15 protein-coding genes and 1 pseudogene are annotated in these 25,701 nt (G+C 53.5%); 9 read left to right on the plus strand and 7 right to left on the minus strand.

All coding sequences use genetic code 11. The features are described 5' to 3' along the window. Positions 1-114 precede the first annotated feature (114 nt). The 5 genes from recQ to lptB form a co-directional block, all read right to left on the minus strand. Positions 115-2,301, minus strand: a complete 2,187-nt coding sequence (recQ, locus tag T433_RS0105955) for a DNA helicase RecQ (protein ID WP_027455215.1) — start codon at positions 2,299-2,301, stop codon at positions 115-117. Beyond that, complete coding sequence (gene clpX, locus T433_RS0105960; RefSeq protein WP_027455216.1) at positions 2,298-3,524, minus strand: ATP-dependent Clp protease ATP-binding subunit ClpX; 1,227 nt, start codon at positions 3,522-3,524, stop codon at positions 2,298-2,300. Before clpX ends, recQ begins: the two co-directional genes overlap by 4 nt. Further along, the gene (gene clpP / locus T433_RS0105965; RefSeq protein WP_027451087.1) at positions 3,521-4,183 is read right to left on the minus strand and encodes an ATP-dependent Clp endopeptidase proteolytic subunit ClpP; all 663 of its coding nucleotides are present in this window, start codon (positions 4,181-4,183) and stop codon (positions 3,521-3,523) included. Before clpP ends, clpX begins: the two co-directional genes overlap by 4 nt. 107 nt (positions 4,184-4,290) lie before the next feature. Further along, the gene (gene tig / locus T433_RS0105970; protein WP_027455217.1) at positions 4,291-5,649 is read right to left on the minus strand and encodes a trigger factor; all 1,359 of its coding nucleotides are present in this window, start codon (positions 5,647-5,649) and stop codon (positions 4,291-4,293) included. A 107-nt stretch (positions 5,650-5,756) separates the two neighbouring features. After that, positions 5,757-6,545 carry an LPS export ABC transporter ATP-binding protein gene (gene lptB, locus T433_RS0105975; RefSeq protein WP_027455218.1) on the minus strand — a complete coding sequence of 263 codons (789 nt, stop codon included), beginning with the start codon at positions 6,543-6,545 and terminating at the stop codon, positions 5,757-5,759. Between the two features lie 99 nt (positions 6,546-6,644). On the opposite strand from lptB, the gene T433_RS0105980 reads away from it, so the two are divergent. Continuing rightward, complete coding sequence (locus tag T433_RS0105980; protein WP_027451090.1) at positions 6,645-7,391, plus strand: MlaE family ABC transporter permease; 747 nt, start codon at positions 6,645-6,647, stop codon at positions 7,389-7,391. After that, positions 7,388-8,152 (plus strand): ABC transporter ATP-binding protein, encoded by a 765-nt coding sequence (locus T433_RS0105985; protein WP_027451091.1) that lies wholly within the window; start codon positions 7,388-7,390, stop codon positions 8,150-8,152. Before T433_RS0105980 ends, T433_RS0105985 begins: the two co-directional genes overlap by 4 nt. A gap of 440 nt (positions 8,153-8,592) precedes the next feature. Here T433_RS0105985 and T433_RS17020 read toward each other — a convergent pair whose 3' ends face one another. After that, entirely contained in the window at positions 8,593-8,874 is a 282-nt protein-coding gene (locus T433_RS17020; protein WP_081778389.1) for a DUF4369 domain-containing protein, read from the minus strand. Then, positions 8,871-8,963 (minus strand): annotated as a pseudogene (locus T433_RS16465) (IS4 family transposase); the annotation flags it as partial. The pseudogene T433_RS16465 and the gene T433_RS17020, both read right to left, overlap by 4 nt. Before the next feature lie 430 nt (positions 8,964-9,393). Here T433_RS16465 and T433_RS14810 point away from each other — a divergent pair. From T433_RS14810 to T433_RS14820, 7 genes are all read left to right on the plus strand, one after another. Continuing rightward, on the plus strand, positions 9,394-11,265 hold the full coding sequence (locus T433_RS14810) for an ELWxxDGT repeat protein (protein ID WP_044109343.1): 1,872 nt from the start codon (positions 9,394-9,396) through the stop codon (positions 11,263-11,265). Beyond that, positions 11,262-14,357 (plus strand): SusC/RagA family TonB-linked outer membrane protein, encoded by a 3,096-nt coding sequence (locus T433_RS0106000; protein ID WP_027455220.1) that lies wholly within the window; start codon positions 11,262-11,264, stop codon positions 14,355-14,357. The genes T433_RS14810 and T433_RS0106000 overlap by 4 nt, the downstream gene beginning before the upstream one ends. Positions 14,358-14,404: 47 nt before the next feature. Then, positions 14,405-16,090 (plus strand): RagB/SusD family nutrient uptake outer membrane protein, encoded by a 1,686-nt coding sequence (locus T433_RS0106005; protein WP_081778390.1) that lies wholly within the window; start codon positions 14,405-14,407, stop codon positions 16,088-16,090. A 13-nt stretch (positions 16,091-16,103) separates the two neighbouring features. After that, on the plus strand, positions 16,104-17,084 hold the full coding sequence (locus tag T433_RS0106010) for a DUF5017 domain-containing protein (protein ID WP_027455222.1): 981 nt from the start codon (positions 16,104-16,106) through the stop codon (positions 17,082-17,084). Positions 17,085-17,164: 80 nt separating this feature from the next. Then, positions 17,165-21,157 carry a hybrid sensor histidine kinase/response regulator transcription factor gene (locus tag T433_RS0106015; protein WP_027455223.1) on the plus strand — a complete coding sequence of 1,331 codons (3,993 nt, stop codon included), beginning with the start codon at positions 17,165-17,167 and terminating at the stop codon, positions 21,155-21,157. A 156-nt stretch (positions 21,158-21,313) separates the two neighbouring features. Further along, complete coding sequence (locus T433_RS15875) at positions 21,314-24,538, plus strand: family 43 glycosylhydrolase (RefSeq protein WP_162164179.1); 3,225 nt, start codon at positions 21,314-21,316, stop codon at positions 24,536-24,538. Beyond that, the gene (locus T433_RS14820) at positions 24,535-25,701 is read left to right on the plus strand and encodes a family 43 glycosylhydrolase (protein ID WP_052357016.1); all 1,167 of its coding nucleotides are present in this window, start codon (positions 24,535-24,537) and stop codon (positions 25,699-25,701) included. Before T433_RS15875 ends, T433_RS14820 begins: the two co-directional genes overlap by 4 nt.

The following is a 25,701-nucleotide window of genomic DNA, read 5'->3' on the forward strand; positions in this document are numbered from 1 at the left end:
AATTTATTGCGTGCAAAGATACTCATTTTTCCTCACTTAGCAGACATCTTTCACGCATTTTCTCTTATTTATTAATACGATTTAACGCGCATTCCACTCATGGGCAAGCCACGCTTAGTTGGCCATATCCGAAATGAACTTGATACGCACCAGACGAATCTCGTCCTCGGAGAAATCGCTGCCAAACTCGTCGAAAGCGGCCTCGATATCGTCTTTCTCCTGTTCTGCGAAATAGTCGTAGATATCGTTGATATCATCTGGATCCATGATGTCGTTGAGGAAATAGTCGATGTTCACCTTGTTGCCACTATACAGCACGATGCCCTCGAGTTCATCCAGCAACTCGTCAAACTCAATGCCCAATGCATTGGCAATATCGTCGAGTGCAATACGGCGGTCGATATTCTGAAGAATCTTGAGCTTCTTCATCGAATCCTTCGGTTTCGTCCTGACGCGCAGGTCCGACTGTCGTTCTATCTCGTTCTCTTCACAGTAGCGCTTGATCAGATCCACGAAAGCCTTGGCATAGGGCTGTCGGGTCTTTCCATCGCCCACGCCCTGAATGTTCTTCAGTTCATCGAGCGTCACAGGATAGTCGGTAGCCATCTGTTCCAAAGACACATCCTGGAAGATCACATATGGCGGACGCTCCAGCTTGCGCGACCACTCCTTGCGCAGATCGTGCAGCATGGCGCTCAGCGTGGGATCCAGCGCACTGGTATTACCCTCAGCATTCATCAGTTCCTCGTCCTCGTTGAACTCATGATCCTCCACCACCATAAAGCGAGAAGGATTCTTCAGGAACTTCTTGCCGGCAGCCGTCACCTTCAAGAGGCCATAGTTCTCCACCTCTTTCTTCAGATAGCCAGCAATCAAAGCCTGACGTATCACGGGGTTCCATATCTTCGAGTCGAACTCCTCGCCAGCGCCAAAAGCATCCAGCTCGTGATGCTTATGGGCCACGATCTCGTCGGTGCCGCGACCGCGAATGAAGTCGATGACATAGTCGGCACGGAAGTTTTCCTTGACAGCTATCACGGCCTCAAGCACGATACAGAGCTGCTTCTGTGCTTCAATCTTGGTGCCTGGGTGCAGACAGTTATCACAGTTGTGACAGTTGTCCTTGTCATACTGTTCGCCGAAATAGTGAAGCAGCATCTTTCTGCGACACACCGATGTCTCGGCATAGGCAGCCGTCTCCTGCAACAGCTGTCGGCCAATGTCCTGCTCGGCCACAGGCTTTCCCTCCATAAACTTATCCAGCTTCTGCAGGTCCTTATAGCTATAGAAAGCCAGACAGATACCCTCACCGCCGTCGCGTCCGGCACGACCGGTCTCTTGGTAATAGCCCTCGAGCGATTTCGGTATGTCGTAGTGGATCACGAAACGCACGTCGGGCTTGTCAATGCCCATTCCAAAGGCGATGGTGGCCACGATGACATCTATCTTCTCCATCAGGAAGTCGTCCTGCGTCTGCGAGCGCGTGGCTGAGTCGAGACCCGCATGATAGCACTGCGCCTTGATATCATTGGCACGCAGCACTTCAGCCAGGTCCTCCACCTTCTTACGCGACAGGCAGTAGATGATGCCACTCTTTCCGGGATGTTGCTTGATAAAACGCACTATATCCTTATCGATATCCTTGGTTTTAGGTCTTACTTCATAGTAAAGGTTTGGTCGGTTAAACGAGCTTTTAAACTCATCGGCATCCATGATGCCCAGGTTTTTCTTGATGTCCGTACGCACCTTGTCTGTGGCAGTAGCCGTCAGAGCAATGATTGGTGCCTTGCCTATCTCGTTGACAATAGGCCGTATGCGCCGATACTCGGGGCGGAAGTCATGTCCCCATTCCGAAATACAGTGAGCCTCGTCAACAGCATAAAAAGAAATCTTGCACGTCTTCAGAAACTCAACGTTATCTTCTTTCGTCAGCGACTCGGGGGCCACATAGAGCAATTTCGTCCGCCCGGCCCGGATATCGTTCTTCACCTGATCAACAGCGGCCTTATTCAATGAAGAGTTCAAGAAATGGGCGGTTCCCTCGTGTTCGCTCAGGTGCGATATAAAATCCACCTGGTTTTTCATCAGTGCTATCAAAGGCGAGATCACAATGGCCACGCCATCCATCAACAACGAGGGCAACTGATAGCATAAGGATTTTCCTCCGCCCGTAGGCATCAACACAAACGTATCGCGTCCACTCAACAAGTTCTGAATGATTGCTTCCTGATCACCCTTGAACGTGTCGAAGCCGAAATATCGTTTTAAGGCATCTGTCAGATTATTCATATCTTTTATCAAAGGCTATGCGATTTGGCAAGTTGCTGTTCCACGTATTCGCGTGTCACATTAAATTTCTTAACATCTGCCGAGGGCACTTCAAACATAGCATCCGTCATCACGCCTTCTACGATAGAACGCAGGCCACGGGCACCCAGTTTGAATTCAACGGCTTTATCCACGATAAAGTCCAGAGCCTCCTCGTCAAAAGTCAACTCGATACCATCCATCTTAAACAGTTTAATATACTGTTTGACGATAGAGTTCTTTGGTTCTACTAGGATTTTTCTCAGCGCATCGCGGTCCAGTGGGTTCAGATAGGTGAGCACTGGCAGACGGCCGATAATCTCTGGTATCAGACCGAAGGATTTCAAATCCTGTGGCTGCACATAGCGCATCAAGTCGTCCTTATCAATTTTCCTCACATTCTGCACCGAGTTATATCCCACGGTGTGTGTGTTCATGCGCTGCGCAATCTTTCGCTCAATGCCGTCGAAGGCGCCACCGCAGATAAACAGGATATTGCGTGTATCCACGTGGATATAGTCCTGATCAGGATGTTTGCGTCCACCCTTTGGTGGCACGTTGACCATCGTACCCTCCAGCAGCTTCAGCAATCCTTGCTGTACGCCCTCACCGCTCACGTCGCGTGTAATGCTGGGATTGTCGCTCTTGCGGGCAATCTTGTCGATCTCGTCGATAAACACGATACCGCGCTCGGCCGCACTCACGTCATAGTTGGCCACCTGCAGCAGTCGGCTCAAGATGCTCTCTACATCCTCGCCCACATAACCGGCTTCAGTCAGCACCGTGGCATCCACAATCGTAAAGGGCACATCCAGCAGACGGGCAATCGTACGGGCCATCAGTGTCTTACCAGTACCCGTAGAGCCCACCATGATGATGTTCGACTTCTCAATCTCTACGCCGTCATCATCAGCCTTGGGCTGCTGCAAACGCTTATAATGGTTATATACCGCTACCGAGAGGAAACGCTTCGCCTCGTCCTGACCAATGATATACTGGTCCAGGTAGGCCTTGATCTCTACGGGTTTTGGCACAGATCCCTTGGGGGTATATTCGCTTTTCTTACCGTTTGCGCCACCTATGATGCCTGCCTCCTGAATAATCTGGTAGGCCTGTTCCACACAGTGCTCGCAGATATTAACGCCTCCTATACCTGATATCAGCAATCTGGCCTCTTTGTCCGAACGGCCACAGAAATCACACTGTTTCTTCTTCATTTCTTCACCAATACCTGATCAATCATACCATACTCCTTAGCTTCCTCTGCCGTCATCCAGTAGTTGCGGTCAGAGTCCTTCCACACCTTGTCATAGTCGGTGTGTGAATGGTCTGCAATGATGGTATAGAGTTCCTTCTTCAGTTTCTGAATCTCGCGGGCCTCAATCTCGATGTCGGAAGCCTGACCCTGCACGCCTCCCAGAGGCTGGTGGATCATCACACGGCTGTGGGTCAGCGCCGAGCGCTTGCCCTCCTGACCAGCCACCAGCAGCACGGCTGCCATCGAAGCAGCCATACCAGTACAGATGGTAGCCACATCACTTGAGATAAACTGCATGGTGTCGTAGATGCCAAGACCTGCATACACACTACCGCCAGGCGAGTTGATATAGATAGAGATATCCTTACCTGGATCTACTGAGTCCAGATAGAGTAGCTGTGCCTGCAGAGTATTCGCTGTATAGTCGTCAATCTGTGTACCGAGGAAGATAATGCGATCCATCATCAGACGCGAGAAGACGTCCATCTGCGTCACGTTCAACTGGCGCTCTTCCAAAATATAAGGATTCAAATACTGGGCTTGTGCCTTCACAACATCATCTAATACCTGTCCGTTCAATCCCAAATGCTGGGTTGCATATTTTCTAAAATCATTCATAGTTTTTCTTATCTTTTGTGCTTTCTTGATACAAAATTACGAAAAAAAGTCGAGATGCGATACATCCCGACTTTATTTTTTGGTTAAAGAATTATAATATTCTTTTCTTATGCTTCCTGCATCATTTTGTTGAACTCATCGAGTGTTACCTCTTTCTCGTTCAGCTTCACTGAGCCCTTCAGAGCTGCTGTCAGCTTCACGTCAACGGCACGGTCAACGAAGTTCTCGATATTCTCGCGCTTCTTCAGCTGCTCGGCAGCATAGTTCTCCAGCACGTCCTCAGGAACGTTGGTCATACCATACTGAGCAAACTGAGCACGGATAGCATCCTTAGCTACGTTCTTCAGGTCGTCGTCTTCAACCTTGATACCGGCTGCGCTTACCAGCTGCTCCTTGATGAGGTGCCACTTCAGCTCGTCGATAGAAGCCTTGAAGTTCTTCTCTACGAACTCAGCGCCCTTGTCCTTGTTGTTGTTCAGCATCACGCGCTTCAGGATCTCCTCGGGGAACTGCAGGTCGCCTACCTTCTTCTCAGCGTGCTTGCGTACGTCAAGCAGGAACTTGTAGTCGCTGTTAGCCACCAACTGACCCTTCAGGCTGTCGGCGATGCGCTGACGGAAGTCAGCCTCGTCCTTCACACCCTCACCGAATACGCGCTCGAAGAGCTTAGCGTCAACAGCTGCAGGCTGGAAGTGGCGGATCTCGGTCACCTGGAAGCTGAAGTCAGCATCCATGTCCTTGATAGCCTCCTTGTCGGTCTTCAGCAGAGCTGCAACCTCAGCGTCGTTGTCGGGATAAGCCTTCTTAGGATTGAAGACGATGATATCACCGGGTTTGCAACCCTCGAACTTCTTCTTCTCGTCCTCACCCTTGATGTAGCTGGGCATAATCATGCCACCCTCGGTGGTGATACCACCCTCGAGTGTGTTGCCCTCAGCGTCCAACTGGCGCAGGTCGCCCTTCAGGGTGTCGTTGCCGCTCCATTCCTGAGCCTCAACAAACTCACCAGCCTGTGATGCATACATCTGAATCTGATCGTCGATCAGCTTATCGTCAACCTTGATGGTGTAGAAATCAATCTTATCCTTACCGTTCAGAGCTACTTTAAACTCGGGAGCTACTGCGATATCAAAAACAAACTCGAAAGGTCCGTCGCCCTCGAGATTCTGAGGCTGCTGCTTCTCCTCGTTGGGGAGGGGCTCACCCAGCATCTGAATTTTATTCTCACGGATGTACTCATAGAGCTTCTCGCCCAAGATGCGGTTCACCTCGTCAACCTTCACGGCTGTACCATACTGCTTCTTAATCAGTCCCATAGGAACCATACCAGGACGGAAACCAGGCACCTGAGCCTTCTTACGGTAGTCCTTCAACTTCTTGTCTACTGCCTCCTGGTAGTCTGCCTTCTCAATGGCGATGGTCATCAAACCATTGATTTTATCGGCACTTTCAAACTTAATATTCATTGTTTTATATACCTTATTAATTATATACTATCGTTTTGAGCGTGCAAAATTACTCATATTTGGCGTAAAACTATCACGTTTACGATTTTTTAACGAATGTACGCACCTCAATCTTCTTCTGTTTTCATGCGCTCAGCCTCTATCTTCTGGAAGTCTTTCTGGCGCAGCACAAACGATTCCGTGAGGTAGTTCTTACGCACAATCTCGTTGGCTGCCAGTTCTTCGGGCGTGCCGTGAAACAGGATGCGTCCCTCGAAGAGCAGATAGGCGCGGTCGGTGATACACAGGGTGTCTTCCACGTTGTGGTCGGTGATCAGGATGCCGATGTTGCGGTCTTTCAGTTTCCACACGATGAACTGGATATCTTCTACTGCGATGGGGTCCACGCCGGCAAAGGGCTCGTCGAGCATGATGAACTTGGGTTCGATGGCCAGACAGCGGGCTATCTCGCAACGGCGGCGCTCGCCGCCACTGAGCTGGTCGCCCAGGTTCTTGCGCACTTTCTGCAGACGGAACTCCTTGATCAGACTCTCCAGCTTCTCCAACTGGTACTCGCGGGGCTTGCCCGTCATCTCCAGCACCGACAGGATATTGTCCTCTACTGACATCTTGCGGAACACCGATGCCTCCTGAGCCAGATAGCCGATGCCTGCCTGTGCACGCTTATACACGGGATCCTTGGTCACTTCATGGTCGCCCAGATAGATATGTCCGTCGTTGGGCACCACCAGACCGGTTGTCATGTAGAACGAGGTGGTCTTTCCGGCACCGTTAGGTCCCAGCAGGCCCACAATCTCGCCTTGCTTCACGTCGAAGTTCACGCCGTTCACCACGGTGCGCTTGCCATATCTCTTCACCAGTCCTTCAGCTCTGAGGACAATGCTTTCTTCTGCCATAGTGCTAAAATTTTGATGCAAAGGTACGAAATTAAATTCACATTGCTCCAATATTAAATAAAATTTGTATCTTTGCACCCAACTACAAATATTGAATCGATGATTATTCATTCATATCTGACAACCTTCGGACGCTATCTGATGCTGATGGGACGCACATTCTCCGTTCCCGAGCGTTTCCGCATGTTCTGGAAGCAATACGTCAAGGAAATGGAGCAGTTGGGTGTCAACTCCATTGGCATCGTGCTGCTCATCTCGTTCTTCATCGGTGCTGTCATCTGCATCCAGATGAAGCTGAACATTGAGAGCCCTTGGATGCCTCGATGGGTAGCGGGATTCACCACGCGCGAAATTATGCTGCTTGAGTTCTCGTCATCCATCATGTGTCTGATTCTGGCAGGCAAGGTGGGGTCTAACATTGCCTCGGAGCTGGGCACCATGCGCGTCACCCAGCAGATTGATGCACTCGACATCATGGGCATCAACTCGGCCAGCTATCTCATTCTCCCAAAGATTCTGGGCATGCTCACCATCATGCCATTCCTGGTCATCTTCTCTTCGGCCATGGGCATCGGTGGTGCTTATGGCACAGCCTTCATCGGACATATCATGACACCAGACGACCTGACGTTGGGTCTGCAGCACGACTTCATCCCCTGGTTCCTGTGGATGTCTATCATCAAGAGCCAGTTCTTTGCCTTCATCATCTCCAGTGTGCCCGCCTACTACGGCTACACCGTGGAGGGAGGTTCGGTGAATGTGGGCAAGGCATCTACCGATGCTGTTGTCAGCTCGAGCATGCTCATTCTGTTCAGTGATGTATTCTTAACCCAGTTGCTGTCATGATAGAAGTCAAGAATCTCTATAAGTCTTTCGACGAGAAGCAAGTTTTAAAGGGCATCAGCACCGTCTTTGAGGATGGTAAGACCAACCTGATCATCGGTCAGAGCGGCAGTGGTAAGACCGTGCTCATCAAGAACTTGGTGGGACTCCTTGAGCCTACCAGCGGACAGATACTCTACGACGGGCGCGATTTTGTACACATGTCGAAAGAAGAGAAGGTGATGATGCGCCGCGAGATGGGCATGATCTTCCAGAGTGCGGCCCTCTTCGACTCGCTCACGGTACTCGAGAATGTGATGTTCCCTCTGGACATGTTCTCGTCGATGACGCTGCGCGAGCGCAAGAAGCGCGCCATGGACTGTCTGGATCGTGTCAACCTCATTGGTGCCGAAAACAAATACCCGGGCGAGATCAGTGGTGGCATGCAGAAACGCGTGGCCATTGCCCGTGCCATCTCGATGAACCCCAAGTACCTGTTCTGCGACGAGCCTAACTCGGGTCTTGACCCTAAGACTTCATTGGTCATCGACGACCTGCTGCACAGCATCACTCAGGAGTTTAAGATGACCACCATCATCAACACCCACGACATGAACTCCGTGATGGGCATTGGCGAAAACATCGTGTTCATCTACGAAGGCCACAAGGAGTGGCAGGGCGTCAGCAGCGACATCATGCACAGCACCAACCAAAAGCTCACCGACTTTATCTTTGCCAGCGACCTGCTGAAAGATATGCGTGCGGCCATTCTTAAGAACGAATAAAGGTCGTCTCTCCCACCCGTTCAGCCACTATTAGCACGCAAAAGTTACGCTTTTAAACGCTTATACAGTAACTATTGCAAGCCAAGAGTGCCCCTTTTAGCTTGCAATAGTTATACTTTTGGTGTTCATCTAAAGTCTAGAAAGGTCATTTCTAGAGTCTAGAAACGGTCATTCTAAAGTCTAAAAGCACTAGTTCTAAAGTCTAGAAACGCCACTTTTAAAGTCTAGAATCAAAACAATAGTTTCTGTTCTAGCCCCTAGAATGGTCACTTCTAGCCCCTGGATGGGCTGCTTCTAGGGGCTAAAAGTGGTCGTTCTAGGGGCTAGGAACGTCTCGTCCAGGGGCTAGATTAACACCAAAACTAACGCTTTTGCAGGTCAAAACTAACCCTATTGCAAATCAAAAGCTAAACTATGACGTTGCAAAACAGCCCCCATCATCATGCCATGGAAGACATTGCCTTTAAGTCATCATCAACGGTAGTCCCTTTCAACTTTAACTCATATGGCTTTTGGCTATCTATGTACAAGTGAATGTCACCTGGCTCAACGTAAAATCTGTATCTAATCCCTTTGTACTCAATAATAGCAGCTGTTAGCCCTGAAACATCTCCATGAAAAAGGAACTTCTCTTGCAATACTATGACAGAGTCCTCCTTAATAATAATGTACGTACAATATAGTGTCCCGTTAAAATGGGACGAGTTTAAATATGTTTCAATCGCATATCATGTTGGACAATAGCCACGAGACAGTATGTGATAATGGCCACACTGATTTGTATGCGGACTGCATTCTACGTTGTCCCCCAACGTAGTTGTTAAACTGAGTCCTGTTCAGAAAATCGGTAAGTTGAGCAAAAACGTATTTGTCCTGGAACATAGCAGTCAAATGTATTTGACTTCAAAATCACAAAATCAAGTCCGTTTCATTTCAAAAAAAACTACATAATAGACTGAATTTCAATCATTTCAAAGAGCGATTAGTCCACTTTAACGGGACAGTAGTGAAATAAGTTAGTTCCTCAGGAAAGAGGAACTTTTTTTTGCCCGTTAACTATAAGGATTAGTAATGTTTTTCAGTTCGGTCTGTTTTTCCTTTTTTTCAGAACAATATTACTGAGGACATCTAGAAAATATGCCTAACTTAGCAGCGGAAAAGTCAATAACCCCTAGGCTAAGGGGCTGCGAAGGAAATATTACCAGACTAACTGTATAGTATTAACTAAAAACTTTGTAATTATGAGAAAGACATTTCTACTTTTAGCAATGGGTCTTGCCGCCAGTACCGGCATGAAAGCCCAGACACTGCCTGAAGGCATGGAGATGCTTACACCTGAGGGTGTGACAGTAACCACAATGACCGACCGTTCCTTTGACAAGTCGAAGAATATTGTCATTTCCGGCAGTGCACAAGCTGGATGGAAGGTATTCTTCACTGCCAAGGAAGATACTCACGGCGAAGAACTATGGGTGTCGGACGGAACGCCTGCCGGCACGAAGATGGTGAAAGACATCTACCCTGGCGCCATCAGCTCGAACGTGCAGTACATCACCCGTTTCAACGACAAAGTGGTGTTCCAGGCCACGGGCAACGACGAGGACGGTTGTGAGCTGTGGATATCGGACGGCACAGAGGCCGGCACCTACATGCTGATGGACATCAACGAGATAGGCGGCTCCGACCCTGCCGGTTTCACGCAGGTGAACGAGACACAGTTCATCTTCGGTGCCATCGACTTCGAGAGTATGATGTACGGTGACGAGCCACAGCACTGGCTGTGGGTGAGTGACGGTACCCCTGAGGGCACTAAGCTGCTGAAGGACTGTTGGGTGAAATATCCTGGCACGCACACGGCTAACGACCAGTATCACTTCTGCCGCGTAGGCCGCAAGGTGTTCTTCAAGGGCGACACGAAGGACGGTGAGTTCACCGAGACGCTGTGGGTGACCGACGGTACCGAGGCTGGCACCATCATGCTGGGCGACATCAATACGACCATCGTCGATGAGAGCACGAGCAAGACCAACAGTGCCCAGATAGACTGGATGACGAACGTGAACAACAAGTGGCTCTTCTTCAAGGCTGTGTCGGAAGAATACGGTTCGGAGCCCTGGTACTCTGACGGCACGCTCGATGGCACACGCATGATAGGCGACTTCACCGAGGGCGAGAATGCCAATGGCATTAAGAACGGCGACGGTGTGTTTACCACCTGTGTGATGGGCGACTATGTCTATTACCGCGGTATGTCGCCCGACAACTCGTATGGTATAGAGCTGATTCGTACCGACGGCACCAAGGAAGGCACCTCGCTGGTGCTCGACATCAACAAGGTGCCCAACGAAACCGGTACCAATAGTGGTACGCCCGACGTGTTCCCCTACTGCGTCTTCGACGGCTATGTATGGGGTAAGGGCCAGTGGGGAGTAAACACCTCCTATGACTTCTGCCGTGGCCTGGAGATTTTCTATACCGACGGTACTCCCGAAGGCTCGGCCATGCACAGCGACCTGAACCCCGGAACGGGTGCCGGCGCCCAGTGGGAGGGCACCGTATGCGGCGGTTCGATGTATTTCCGCGGACAGAACCAAGTACCTGCCGGTACACAGACCTGGGAGCTGTTCCGTCTGGACAACAAAGCCGACGAGATGCCTGTGCTGGTGATGGATCTGGCCGAGGGCATCGACTATGTGCACACGTTGCGCAACTTCAACAACGACCTCGTGTTCACCTCCGTGGCCTATCCGCGCCTGTTTAAGTACCACTATCGCAAGCCTGGCTTCAATGCCGATAAGGACATGCCCTCCATGGAGCTCGACTTCGACGGTATGTCGAACGTCTATAATGGTCATGCCACGGCTATCCAGGCCGTCAAGGACAACGGCAAGGCCCTCGTCACCGTCAAGCGTGGCAGCGGTGCGCTGACACTTCAGACCACCGAGGGTGTCAACGGCTATCAGTTGTGTGATGTCTCCGGCCGTACCCTTGCCCGTGTGAAGCACGTAGGCACAGAGGTCGTCGTTCCTACCATCGGCATGACTCATGGTGTCTATGTCGTCAAGGTTGCTACACAGACAGGACGTGAAATCACCGTTAAGATAACGTTATGAAAAGACTTCTCAGCTTATGCTCATTGCTATGCATTGCCATGATAGCAATGGGACAGGGCCTGAAAGGTGTCGTCGTCGACGAGGCGACACAGGAGCCCCTGATGGGTGTCACCGTGGCGACCGAGAAAGGTCACACTGGCGTCATTACCAACATTGACGGTGAGTTCACCATCGCCGTCAGTGTTGGCACACCCCTGAAGGTGAGCTATATGGGCTATGCCACGCAGAGCGTGAAGGCCTCGGCCAACATGCGTATTGTCCTCAAGGAGACATCGCAGGAGCTGTCCGACGTGGTGGTCATCGGCTATGGTGTGCAGCGCAAGAGCGACATCACCGGTGCCATCTCCTCGGTCAGTGCCAAGGACCTCACCGCAGCCCCCGTTGCCAATACCGTGCAGGCCCTGGCAGGACGTGCTGCCGGCGTGCAGGTAATGACCAACACCGGTGCCCCTGGCGGCAGTACCACCATCAAGATCCGTGGTACAGGAACTGTCAACGACTCTGACCCGCTGTACGTCGTCGACGGATTCATCGTGAACAACATCGACCACCTGAACCCCTACGACATCCAGAACGTAGAGGTGTTGAAGGATGCTGCCTCCAGCTCCATCTATGGTGCACGAAGTGCCAACGGTGTGGTGCTCATCACCACCAAGGGCGGTCAGTCGGGCAAGATGAAGATCACCCTCGACACCTACTGGGGCATATCCAACCCCTGGAAGGAAATCAAGGTGATGGGTGTGGAGGACTTCGCACTAATGCGCGACTACAATACTGGTCTGAGCAATTACTCCTCCGACGGCCAGCTCTACTACAGCAAGGACGCCGAGGGCAACTACTATTTTGACGAAGGCAAGAAGCACCGTCTGGACTCCATCTCGGCCAACAGCCCCGACAGCTGGTGGAATGCCGTCACCCGCACTGGCTTCAAGCACCAGTACAACCTCTCGGTGAGCGGTGGTACCGACAAGACCAAGTTCATGGTCAGCGGCAACTACTACGGCGAGAACGGTGTGGTGCGCACCTCCGACTATGAGCGTGTCTCGCTCCGCATGAACCTCACCAACAAGCTGACACGCTGGCTGTCGCTGCGCACTTCGCTGCTCTACACCTCCGACGACCGCTCGCTCGTTCCCGAGGGCCAGAACTCGGTGCTGAAGCGGGCCCTCAACCAGAGTCCCCTCGTCTGCACGTACAATACCAAGGGCTACTGGACTGAGGACCATCCGCTGGCACAGTTGGCCAGGAACCACAACCAGGCCAAGTCCAACCGTATCGATGCCAACATCGATCTCACAGCCAATATCAACAAGTACCTCACCTACCAGTTCAAGTTCTCCGACTACGCCAATTTCTACAACACCTATGGCTTTGGCGAGGTGGGCAAGCTGGAGGAGGAATTTGTCATTCCCGGCGATATGACATCGGTGAATCGCGTGTCGAGAAAGACCAACAAGTGGGAAGTCAACAACCTGCTGACATTCCAGATGAAGACAGGTGCACACAATATCGGCATCACTGTCGGTCAGACAGCCGAGCAGCAGAGCATTGAGAATATCTCGGCCTCGAAGCAGGGCACCTCGTCGAACGAGGAGAACCTGCGCTACCTCTCGGCCGCCTTCTTCGGCGACCGCACTTCGGGAGGACTCACCGAGTGGTCGGCCCTGGGATACCTGGGACGTGTGAACTACAGCTTCAATGACACCTATCTGCTACAGGTCAACTTCCGTGCCGACGCCTCGTCGAAGTTCCACAAGAACGAGCGCTGGGGCTATTTCCCCTCGGCATCCGTAGGATGGCGCTTCTTCAACGAGCCCTTCATGGAGTCGCTCAAGTGGCTCAGCAACGGTAAGCTGCGTCTCGGATGGGGTATTCTGGGTAACAACCGCATTGGCGACTATGCCCGCTACACCATACTGAACAACGACCTGAACTATTCCTATGGCACCGGTGCCCACGTCACCCAGTCGGGTGTCGCTGCCACCTCGATGGGCAACGACCATATCAAGTGGGAGAAGACCAAGTCGTACAACATCGGTCTCGACCTCGGCTTCCTCGGCAACCGGCTGACAGCCAGCCTCGAGCTCTATACCAAGCGCACCGACGACATGCTGCTCAATGTTCCCGTCACCAATGCCGCAGGCCTGGTGACAGCACCAATGGTCAATGCCGGTTCGGTAGATAACAAGGGACTCGAGATTCAGATGGCCTGGAAAGACCAGGTGGGCAAGGACTTCCGTTACGATGTGGGCTTTAACATTTCGTTCAATAAGAACAAAGTGGTGTCCCTGGGCACAGGCAACGAGCCCGTCTATGGTGCCTACATCAGTGAGAACAGCATTCTGAACTATGTCACCAAGACCGAGGTGGGCCGACCCATCGCCTGTTTCTTTGGCTATGTCACCGACGGCATCTTCCAGAATATGGACGAGATTGAGCACTCTGCCCAGAACGACGGTGTCACCAAGCCTGGCGACTTCCGTTTCAAGGACCTGAACAACGACGGAAAGATTGACTCCGAAGACCGCACCTATCTGGGTTCGCCCCATCCCGACTTCACCTTCGGCGTGCCCATGACCTTCGGCTACAAGGACTTGGAACTCACCGTGTTCCTACAGGGACAGGTAGGCAACGACATCTTCAATGTCATGGAGTACTACCTCAACTCCAATCACGGCACAGGCAACGTCTATGCCGAGTTGCGACAGAACCACTGGGCTGGCGACTACGTGGCCAACCGCTTCTTCTGGCCCGCCAACCCCACGGCCTCCGTGCCCGACCTGCGCCAGGCCGACAACTCCAAGAACTACCGTGCCAGCGACTTCTATGTCAAGAACGGCTCCTACATACGTCTGAAGGATGTGCGACTCAGCTACAACGTACCACAGCATCTGGTCAGCAAACTCCATCTGCAGGGGCTGCAGGCCTACATCTCGGCCTACAACCTGCTGACCTTCACCAAGTACAACGGACTGGATCCCGAGGTAGGCCGCAACAGCGGTTCGGAGTCCAACAACCTCTACATGGGAGTCGATCACGGTAACTATCCTCAGGCACGCAACTTCACCTTCGGTCTGAACCTGACGTTCTGAGAAATGTAAAAATTTTAAATACCAATAATGTAAATGACTCGACGATTATGAAAAGAATAAAACCATTTATATTTTGTAATTTTTACATTGTAGTGGCAGCACTGTTGTTCACCTCCTGTAGCGACTTCCTCGAGAAGGAGGTGCAGGGAGCCTCTACCCCCGACAGCTTCTATAAGACGAAATACGAGCTGCAGGAAGGGCTCAATGCCGTCTATGACATATTGCAGAGCAACCAGTTCACCAACTGCGCATGGATTTTCGGCGAGGCCTGCGGCGATGATGTCGTAGGAACCGACGAGAACGGCACGTCGCAGATAGCCGAACTGGTGAACTTCCGCTTCGATACCTCCAACGATTGGCTGTTGCGTCGCTATCAGATCATGTATCGTGGCATCAACCGTGCCAACCAGCTCATCTCACATATCAACAGTGTGAAGTTCTCCAGCGACGATGCCAGCAACTACACCACGGTGCAGGCCATCCTCGGTCAGGCCAAGTTCCTGCGTGCCTACTTCTACTTCGAGCTCGTCCGCACCTTCGGCGGTGTGCCCATCCGTCCTGAGACCGAGGACATCAACCACCTCACCATTCCCCGCTCCAGCAAGGAGGAAGTCTATGCCTATATAGAAAAGGATTTGCGCGAGGCTGCCTGTATGCTCGATGCCAAATATACCGATGCCTCCAGTGGCAAGGTGGGCTGCGGAGCCTGTGTGGCCCTGCTGATGAAGGTGCTGATGTACGAGGCTACGCCTGGCGAGCATTCCAACAAATGGGAGGAGATGGCCCTGCTCGGCGACTATTTCATCACCGGACGTACGCTCACCTACCGTGACATCCTGCACCTCGACCAGTACGACGAGACCTGGGACCAGCTGATGCGCCGCTTGTGGTTCAAGCCACGCGAGAAACTGCTCTCAGGCGAGGTCTATACCACCGAGGACACCGCCCTGCCTGCCCTAGCCAACATCTATTCGCTGGTGTCGAAGTCCAGCTACGACGGCTCCACGCTCCATTACCGTGACCTGTATTATCAGGCTGGCGAGTTCTGCTCGCGCTCGGTCTTTGAGATCGTCTTCAAGGAGAGTGCCACAGGCAAGAGCGACGATGACAACGAGGGTATGGGCATCATGAACGACCTGTTCTGGAACCGCCTCTGGGCCTCCACCTCGTTCCGCAATGCCGTGGCCAACGACCCGCGCCGCGATGTTATCATCCTGCTCCATGCCAGTGCCACCTTCGACAACGAGCGTCTGGAGGTGCCCGCCACACGCTATGGGTGCATGAAATGGTACACGCCCAAGAACGAGCGTCCGCTGGACGAGAACGACAATGCCAAGAACCGCCGTGTCATCATCTACTCTGATGTGGTGCTGATGTATGCCGAGGCCCTCAACGAGGTTGGTCGCCGCGAGGAGGCCCTCACCCAGCTGAACAGAGTGAAGGCAGTAGCCAACGAGATCACCAATGTCTCCACGCTCTACACTGCCGGCACCTATCTCGAGATGCGTTCACAGATATGGACCGAGCGTCGCATAGAGCTCTGCCATCTGTGGGACCGCTATTTTGACATCGTGCGTCAGGGACGTGCTGCCACCATCCTCCACAACCTGGCTTCCGAGCAGGTGTGGGGACGTGGAAAGAACTACATCGAGGGCATACACGAGCTGTTCCCTATCCCTCAGACCGAGGTCGATGTCACCAATGGTGTCGTTGAACAAAATCCAGGTTACTAACATTTACACATCTATGAAGAAATATCTAAATATCGTCTGTTTGACACTTGTCGCTGCCCTGTTTGCTGCCTGCAGCGACGAGGAGGTGCTGATGCCCACAGCCGACTTCACTGTTTCGGCCACCGACGTAAGCATTAACCAGACCGTCACTTTCGCCTTTACAGGCAGCAATGCCGTTCAGGCAGTGGTGTTCCCGGGTGATGCAGGCCACGACTGGGACCTGGTCAACCAGGGCAGCACTGGTCTTGTCATGAGCAAGGGCGTAGCCACTTATGCCTATCCCACTGCAGGTGTCTATACCGCCACTATCGTAGCCACCAACTACGACAAGGAAGGGCGCGAGAGCAAGATGGCTGTTGCCAAGGTCACCATCACCGTGACCGATGATAACAACCAGCTCAGGTCGGTCATCCTGCAGAAGGATCTTTACAACAAGGAAATGGCAGCCGAGATAGGCGACGACTACGTGCTGGTGACCATGCCCTACAAGGTGAGGGTCAACAACCGCGATGTTGCCGTCAAGGCCAATGCACAGCGTCTGGGCATTACGGCCATGTCGCCCAATGCCACTATCGACATCAGTGGTGAGCCCTATTCCGACAAGACGAAGTACGACCTCACCGCCTCACCGACCATTGGCGTCACAGCAGCCTCCGGTCTGGTAAAGACCTATCAGGTCTATACACTCAGCTATCCTGTGTTCGAGACGTTCTCCATTGACGGTGTCGCAGGTACGACGACCTATTCAGCCTATAGCTACGACAAGACCTTTGTCAGCGTGACACTGCCCTCAGGCACCGACCTGACCCGCCTGAAGCCAGTCTTCAGTTCGGCTGATGCCCTAAGTGTGAGCATCGATGGCCAACCGCAGACTTCGGGCATGTCTGAGGTGGATTTCTCCCAGACCGTCACCTACACACTGACCAACCAACTGGCAGACCATCCCGAATGCAGATGCGAGAGCCAGGTAGTGGTGGAAGTGACTGTTAAATAAACACAAATCTTTGTCATGCCGTGGCCTTTAGTGCCATGGCATGACTATTTTTGCATTCAAAACTAAACAACTATTGCTCTATGCGACGACTGATCCTTCTGCTTACCATAGCCTCAGTGGCTGTATGTGCCCAACCCTTAGTTCCGCGTGCAGCCTACAATCAGCCCATTCTGTTTTCGCATCTCACCACGGGCAACGGACTGCTGCAAAGCCATATCACCTGCATCCTGCAAGACAGCCGCGGACTCATCTGGTTTGGCACCCGCAACGGACTCTACCGTTACAACGGCTACGACTTCCAGCCATTCCTGCGCAGCATCAACGACAGCACGTCGCTGCCCGACAACTTCATCCGCTCACTCTGTCAGGACCGTCAGGGCCGCATCTGGATAGGCACCGACAAGGGCGTGTGCCGCTACCGTACCGAAAGCAACGATTTCCTGCGCTATGGCGGCATGACAGGACAGGTACAATCCATCGTTCAGCATGCCGACGGCAATATCTACTGTTCGTCGGGAATTCTCTACGTCATCGACACCAGCCGACAGCAGCTCGTAGCAGTCACCATGCCCGACGGGCAGACAGTCATCAAAGGAGCTAATGTGCTGGCTGCCGACCGCAACGCACTGCTATGGGTAGGGGGGCGCCAGGGACTGCATGCCTACAGGCCGCAAGGCAAGAGCCGGCTGACCGAGGTGTCGCTCAGGAATGCCGAGGAAAGACTCGACACCGACTTCATCACCGCACTCTACTGCGATGACCACGATCATATATGGGCAGGAAAGAACGGACGCGACCTGATAAGCTACGACCAGACCACTGGAGCCGTCAGCCACTACGAGACAGGTACGCCCATGACCAACAATGTAGTGCGTGCCATAGATGCCGACCGTCAGGGACGCATCTGGGTGGGCACCGAGCGCGGCCTTGTCATCATCAGTCCCGACGGACATACCGAGGCCCTCAGACAAGACTATGCCAACCCCTTCTCGCTGAGCGACAACGCCGTCTACTCCATTCTGTGCGACAACGATGACAACGTGTGGATAGGCACCTACTTCGGAGGCGTAAACCTTTATAGCAGTGCATCGACACGCATCAAGTACTATGCTCCGGGTAACCAACCTGGACAGCTGGGAGGAAAAGCCGTCAGACAAATGGCCGAAGAACCACCCCAACGGCTGTGGATAGCCACCGAGGACGGCGGACTCAACCTGCTGGACCGCACCAGCGACAATATCAGCCGCGTCAACATCAGTGGCATGTCGTCGGACAACATCCACTCGCTGATTATCGACAACCACCGCAACCTATGGATAGGAACGTTCATGGGCGGACTGACACGCTACAATCTTGACACCCATGATGCTTATACCTACGACAGGCACAACTCACCACTGGCAGAGAACAACATCTTTGCCCTCTGCACCGATCGCGACAGCGACCTGTGGATAGGAACCACCAACGGACTCTATCATTACGACAACGCATCGCAGCAGATAGAACCCATACACCAGCAGCCCCTCGACCATGCCTTCGTCTTCCACCTGGACAGCGACAAGGACGGCATCGTATGGGTTGGCACGCGATACAACGGACTCATCAGCTACGACAAGACGACGGGAACAACCCACCACTACAAGGCAGGATCTGCCCCGGGACAGATCACCGACGGCTACATCACCACACTTCTCGTCACACGTAGCGGACAGCTCTGGGTAGGTACCAACAACGGCGGACTCTTTCTCAAAAAGGAGAACGCCTCCTTCGAGTCCATGATACGCAGCGGCGTGCTGGCCGAACTGTGCATCTACGGCCTCACCGAATCGGCTGACGGGAGCCTGTGGATAACGGCTGGTAAGAGCATCTATCGGCTCGATCCCGAAAGTCGGACGGCAACCATGCTCAGCGAAGGCGACGACCTGCCCACAGGCCATTTCAACTACATCTCCGCGCTCTGTGACTCACAGGGCACGCTCTGGTTTGGAGCGGTTGACGGACTCGTGTCCTTCCGGCCAGAGCAAGTGATGTCCGAGCCTACCTTTCCACCAGTACAGTTCCTGCCACTGACACTCGACGCCGACAAGGAGTGCGACATAGATGCGCTCGATTGCATCACGCTCAGTTACGACGAGGCCGCCACCATCGGCATAGCTTTCGCGGCCATACAGCCTGCCCATACGCAGGGAATTGTCTATGAAGTGAAGATGGAAGGCCTGGGCAGCGAATGGCAGTATGTAGGCACCCAACGTAAGCTATACTATTCGCACCTCCCCTCGGGGCGTTATGTCTTTTCTGTTCGCGCCTCTTCTACACGCGGCGTCTTCTCTGATAGTAACATACGCTCTATTACCATCATCATCCGTCCGCCGTTCTATGCAACATGGTGGGCTTACACGGCCTACGCCCTCCTCCTCGGTGTCTTCCTCTGGTGGCTCTTCCGACACTATCGCCGCCGACAGCATGAAAAACGCATGGCCTATGAGATGCGTATCGAAAAAGAAAAACTGGAAAAGCTGGATCAGATGAAGCAGGCTTTCTTCACCGATATCTCGCACGAGTTCAAGACACCTCTCTCGCTCATTATTGCCCCTGCCCGCAAGCTGCTCCATGAAGTGAAAAGCGGAAAGTCAAAAGAGAACATTGAAACCATTCTGAAAGGCGCCGGCACCATGCAGTCGCTGCTCGACGAGCTGGTCGAGGCAGGAGGGCTGCGCGACATCCACCAACAGCTGAAGATGGTGTATGGCAATCCCCTTGCCCTTGTCAACGATGTGTCGGGCCGTTTCCAACCCCTGGCCGACGAAAAAGATATGGTTTACAACATTGAGATAGAGGATTGGGAGGCAGAAGGTTCCTATTCGCCCGAGGCAGTAGAGAAAATCGTAGCCAACCTGCTGTCCAATGCCTTCAAGTTCACACCACAGGGCGGTACTGTAGAGCTGTCTGCCACACTGAGTCCTCATGGCGAACTATGTATCACTGTCAGCGATACAGGCATAGGAATGGACGAGGAAACCGTGACACATATTTTCGAGAAATTCTACCAGGCCAATGCCGACGGCAACAAGTCACAGGGATGGGGCGTCGGCCTGGCCGTAACCAAAGGTCTGGTTGAAGCCCATGGAGGTATGATAACCGTGGAATCGGAACCTGGACGCGGGTCCGTATTCACCGCTACGTTGCAGATGCAACCTGCAGCCTCAGCCCTAAAGAATGCTGATGACGAGAAAACTGTGGTAGCGACAACTGGTGACGAGGTAGAGCCTCAGCACACTGATGAGGGACTCAGCACCGTGCTCTTGGTCGAGGACAACCCTGACATGCTGCGGTTCCTGACCAGCATCTTTGAAGAGGAATTTCAGTTATTCACAGCCAACGACGGGCAGCAGGCTCTCGACCAGATCAGGGCCGCTCATCTGCCGGATATCATCGTCAGTGATGTGATGATGCCTCGTCTCAGCGGTACAGAGTTGTGCCGTGCCGTAAAAAGCGATATACTGACGGCCCACATTCCCGTCATACTGCTGACGGCCAAGGGCGGCACCCTGGCCACACGCGAAGGCTATGAGCTGGGGGCCGATGCCTACATAGAGAAGCCCTTCGACCCCGCCGTCCTACTGCTGCAGGTGAAGAACACCCTGAAGACGCGCGACAACAACCGCCGACTGTTCAACGAGTCGTCGACACTCGACATCAGCGTGATGGCCAACAACCGCTATGACGAGAAGCTGCTGCGCGATATCCGCAGTATCGTTGAGGAGAATATCGGTAACAGCGACTTCTGTGTGAACGATGTGTGCATGGGGGTGGGTGTGAGCCGTACGAAGCTGCATGTGAAACTGAAGAGTCTGATCAATATGTCTATTGGCGAATATATCCGTGAGACGCGTGTCAGGAAGGCGAAGGAGCTGCTACTTGCAGGACATACGCCCACCGACACTGCCTATGCCACGGGATTCTCAGACCCCAACTACTTTGCCAAGTGTTTCAAGAAGTCGACGGGACAGCTTCCACGTGAGTTCGTGGCCCAGCAACAGGCGAAAAAAAATGAAGATACAGACGAAAAGTAGCGTTTCTGTCCACTCCCTAACATTATTCCCTGTATTAAGAACATTTTTCCCTGTGTATAGGGTATCATTATCCTAACTTTGCAAGCGAAAAGTATTTTAAAAAGGATCAGCACCATGAACTTGCGAACAATTATCCGGCCAGTGGTCGCGGCTGGCATGACAATACTGACCGCGACTGCCCAGCAGGGCTTTGTCAATCCCGTGCATAACATGCGTGACGGCTGCGTAGAACGTCATCGTGGCTATTTCTATATCATGGGTGAAGAGACGAAGGGCACCATCTCCAGATCAAAGGACATGGTGTCGTGGTCCAATCCTGTGAAAGCGGTAACCACCGACGGTGCCACATGGCTGAACGACCCGCAGTGGACGCAGGCATATACTTATAAACAGGTGCAGGCGGGCGACCTGATCTACCGTAATGGTGTATGGCACAGCTACTTCAACGGCATTGGCCATTGCTACTGCGACGAACCGCAGGGCAACTATAAAGAGCAAACGCTGACGGAGCCCTTCGACGACTACGGCATTGATGTGCAGGTATTCCAGGACGAAGACGGTGAGATATACTGGGTGAAGAAGCGCAACCCTACCGACCCGCATCCCATGACACGTGCTGCCAGCAATATTGACGGGCCTGAGGTGTGGGCTTTCCGCATGAACTCGCCTTTCTCGCGCTGGGACATCACCGAGGGCAGAGTGCAGATGACTCACCAGCGCGGACACCCCACCAGCCTGAATCATATCAACTTCGAGGGTCCGGAGTTAGCGCGCTACCATGACAAATACTATATATTCTATGCTGTGAACCGCATGGGACCACGCTCGGGCATGTACCAGGTGGGGTGCGCCATCAGCGACCAGCCCATGAACTTCAACAACTCGAAGAAGCTGCCACATCCGGTGATCACCCGCAACACCGAACAGCAGCTCATTGACTATAAGCCCATCGCCCCTACGGCCGAGCATGGCGGTTGGGATGCACGGTACACCATGAGCCAGCCTTCGGGCAGCTGGACATCCGCCGACTATGACGACTCGTCATGGAAGCAAGGTCAGGGCGGTTTCGGTTATCAGGAGTTTGATTTGTTTTCCGGAACGACGATGACCAATGCCAGGGTGCGTGCCCGCAAGACTTTCTGGAAGACCACCAATATCTACATACGGCGCACGTTCACACTCGATGAGGTGCCCTCGCACATGGGCATGAAACTGTGGGTGAACGGTACGGCGACCTTCTATATCAACGGTCACGACTTCAAGGTGACATCATCCAACAATACCTATTCCGTACGTATGATAGACCCGTCGTGGCTGAAGCCAGGAGAGAATATCGTGGCAGTGGCAGGTGTGAGTTCCAACACATCAAATACCAGCCAACAGCTCATCGACTTCGGCTTCTACGACACGGGCGACGAGGATATGTATCCCGTGATGATCGGTCCGGCACAGCCCAACTTCACTGCCGGTCCCAACGGCTTTGAGCGGTGGATGGTTTACAAGTCTTATATCGAAGGGCAGCAGAAACAGAGTATCGATCGCATACACTTCTACGGCCAGGAACCCGTGGTGGAGTCTACAGTGAAAGGGTCGGCAGGCTACCATCCTGCACCGGCACAGCCCACCATGATCAACTATCTCGACTATGCGCTGTACTATCCGTTCCGTTTCCTGGGCGGATCGGAATGGAAGGTGGTCGATAAGGTGATGGCACCAACGGCTGCCACGGGCGGCGAGCTGCTGCTGCGAAAACCCGCCGAGGCCAACTACCGCTTCGAAGTGCCTCTGCGACTGCAGGGCAGCAACGACTGGGGCGGTGCCTATGCCTACTATAAGGATGAACAGAACTGGGTGCGCGTGGAGATAGGACGTGAAGGCAAGTGGCGACTGACCAACAGCATAGATGGAACAGTCACCACGACTGAGAAGCCCCTGCCCGCCAAGTTCCGCTTCCTGGAAGACCACCCGTTGGTGGCCGACTATGCTGAGCCATGGCACACACTGACCATATATAAGAACGTGGACCGGCTTCACGTGATGCTCGACGAATTCAACCTGACCATTGACGGTGATGCCGTGATAGGACACAGCGGCGCTGGAACAGTAGGACTGGTGGCCTCGTCGCCGACGGTGAGTTTTGATGCCATACAATATACCGCGGGCTGGGACGAATGGAACAGTCATGTGCTGGGCTGGACGCCCCAGGGTGGCACGTGGACAGTGGATGACGGCGGACTGTCGCAGCAGTCGACGGAAGCTGTCGAGGCCCTCGCACTGAAGGGCGACCCAGCATGGAACTATGAGTTCTCTGCCTATATGACTACCGACGGTCTGGCTACGGCTGGCGAGGCAGGCTTCTATCCTGTCTATGTCGATGGACAGAACTATGTGCGTGCTACCATCAATTACGGCAAGAAGGCACTGGACATCACATCGTGCGAACAGGGCATCGTGACCAGCCAGCAGACGGTTCCATTGAACCATAAGACCATGCGGCAGTATTCGTTCTCGACATCATCGGCCTATCCCACCAACTCGTACATCTACGAACTGCGTAATGAGACGGAGGTGTCGGGTATCGACGTGCTGTGGCTGGAAGGACCCTATCCCTACCTGAACCAGACATTCGACCTGCCCACAAAAGTGATTGTGATGGCAAGGGAAGGCAGTTCGTGGAAGCAAGTGGAGGCAACGCTGCAGGGCGAGCCGAAGCTGGGTGTGATGAACACCTACACGTTTGCACCGGTGAAGACCTCGGCAGTAAGACTGTACCTGACGCCCAAGTCGGGAACGCATGCACGTCCGTTCTGCATCTATGTACACGAAGACGTGGCGGCGGGCTATCACCTGAGGGCACGGCGTGAGCGCGACGGCGTGAGGATCATGGTTGACGGCCAGCTCATGGCCACGGTACAGGGCAACTGGCAGCCGTCGGTGCCCGCACTGGCAACGAAGGGCCTGACCGCTCACTTCAACAACATGCTCTGCTACCAGACAGGGGGTGTCAGGGTGGAAAGCATCAGCATAGCCGAGACGGGGTGCACTGTAGGCAAAAGCCAGCAGCTGAAGGCCACCATCCTGCCTGCCGATGCCACTAACACGATGCTAAGCTGGGTGAGCAGCACCCCCGACGTGCTGTCAGTCGATGACAACGGCATCATCACCCGCCATGCCGAGGGGGCAGTTACCATCACTGCCTATGCTGCCGACGGTGGTTCGGCCAAGGGCAGCGTGGTCGTCGGCGATGCCACGAAGGTGGAGAGCGTGATGACTGTCCCCACCTGGCACAAGAGGGCACTGATCTACAATCTGGCAGGGCAGCGTACGGCGAAAAGAAAAGGGTTATTCATCGTTGACGGGAAAAAAAACATTATAAAATGACAAGCAAAAAGACAACGCTATTCTTCAAGACTGGCATGCTGGCCGCCATGCTCATGGCATGGCCTGCGGCCTCGGCACCGACCATCGGCGACGCCCCCTACGGACAGGCACGCACCGCCGACCGCCATACGCGCCTGCCACTGGCCACGGAGCCCGTGATGGACTACTGGATGCGCGACACATGGATGACGCTGGGCCCCGACGGCTACTACTACATGACGGGCACGACGGCCGACCCCACAAGGGCATTTCCCGGTCAGACTCACTGCTGGGACTGGAACGACGGCATCTACGTGTTCCGCTCTAAGGACATGAAGGAGTGGACACCATTGGGCCGCGTGTGGTCGCTCGACGACGACGGCACCTGGCAGCGTGAAGCCAAGGTGTTTGGGGAGGACGAACACTACCCAAAACGCTCGCTCAACGGCGACGTGATGGACAACCGCTTCCGAGCTGTGTGGGCACCCGAGCTGCACTACCTGAAAAGTCAGAAGTGCTGGTTCATCGTGGCCTGCATGAACAACTCGAAGACGGGCGGCAAGGGCTCGTTTGTGCTCAGGAGCACGACGGGCGGCCCCGAGGGTCCCTACGTGAACATCAAGGCCAACGAGGAGGAACCGCTGTTCGACAATATCGACGGCTCGCTGTTTGAAGATGAAGACGGAACGGTCTATTTCATAGGCCACAACCACTATATAGCCAGGATGAAAGCCGACATGTCGGGGCTGGACGAACCGCTGCGCAGGATGCAGGAGATAGCCTATCATCCTGAACCCTACATCGAAGGGGCCTTCATCTGCAAGGAAGGGGGACGCTATCACCTGGTGCAGGCTATATGGTCGCACCGTCTCGACGACGGGACGGCCACCTACTGCCCCGCAGTAGATGACAACCGCACCCGCTACAGCTACGACTGCATCATCGCATCGGCCGACAATATCTATGGTCCATACGGGCCCCGCTATAACGCCATCACCGGCGGCGGGCACAACAACCTGTTCCGCGACAAGCAGGGGCAGTGGTGGGCCACCATCTTCTTCAATCCACGGGGCGCTCAGGCCAAGGAGTACAAACAGACATGCCGACCGGGCGTGGTGCCTATGAAGTTCAGGAAGGGACGCTTCGCCATCGACTATAAGAGAGTAACGAAAAAAACACAATGA

Origin of the sequence: Xylanibacter brevis ATCC 19188 (genome assembly GCF_000621725.1) — a bacterium.
GTDB classification, from domain to species: Bacteria; Bacteroidota; Bacteroidia; order Bacteroidales; family Bacteroidaceae; genus Prevotella; species Prevotella brevis.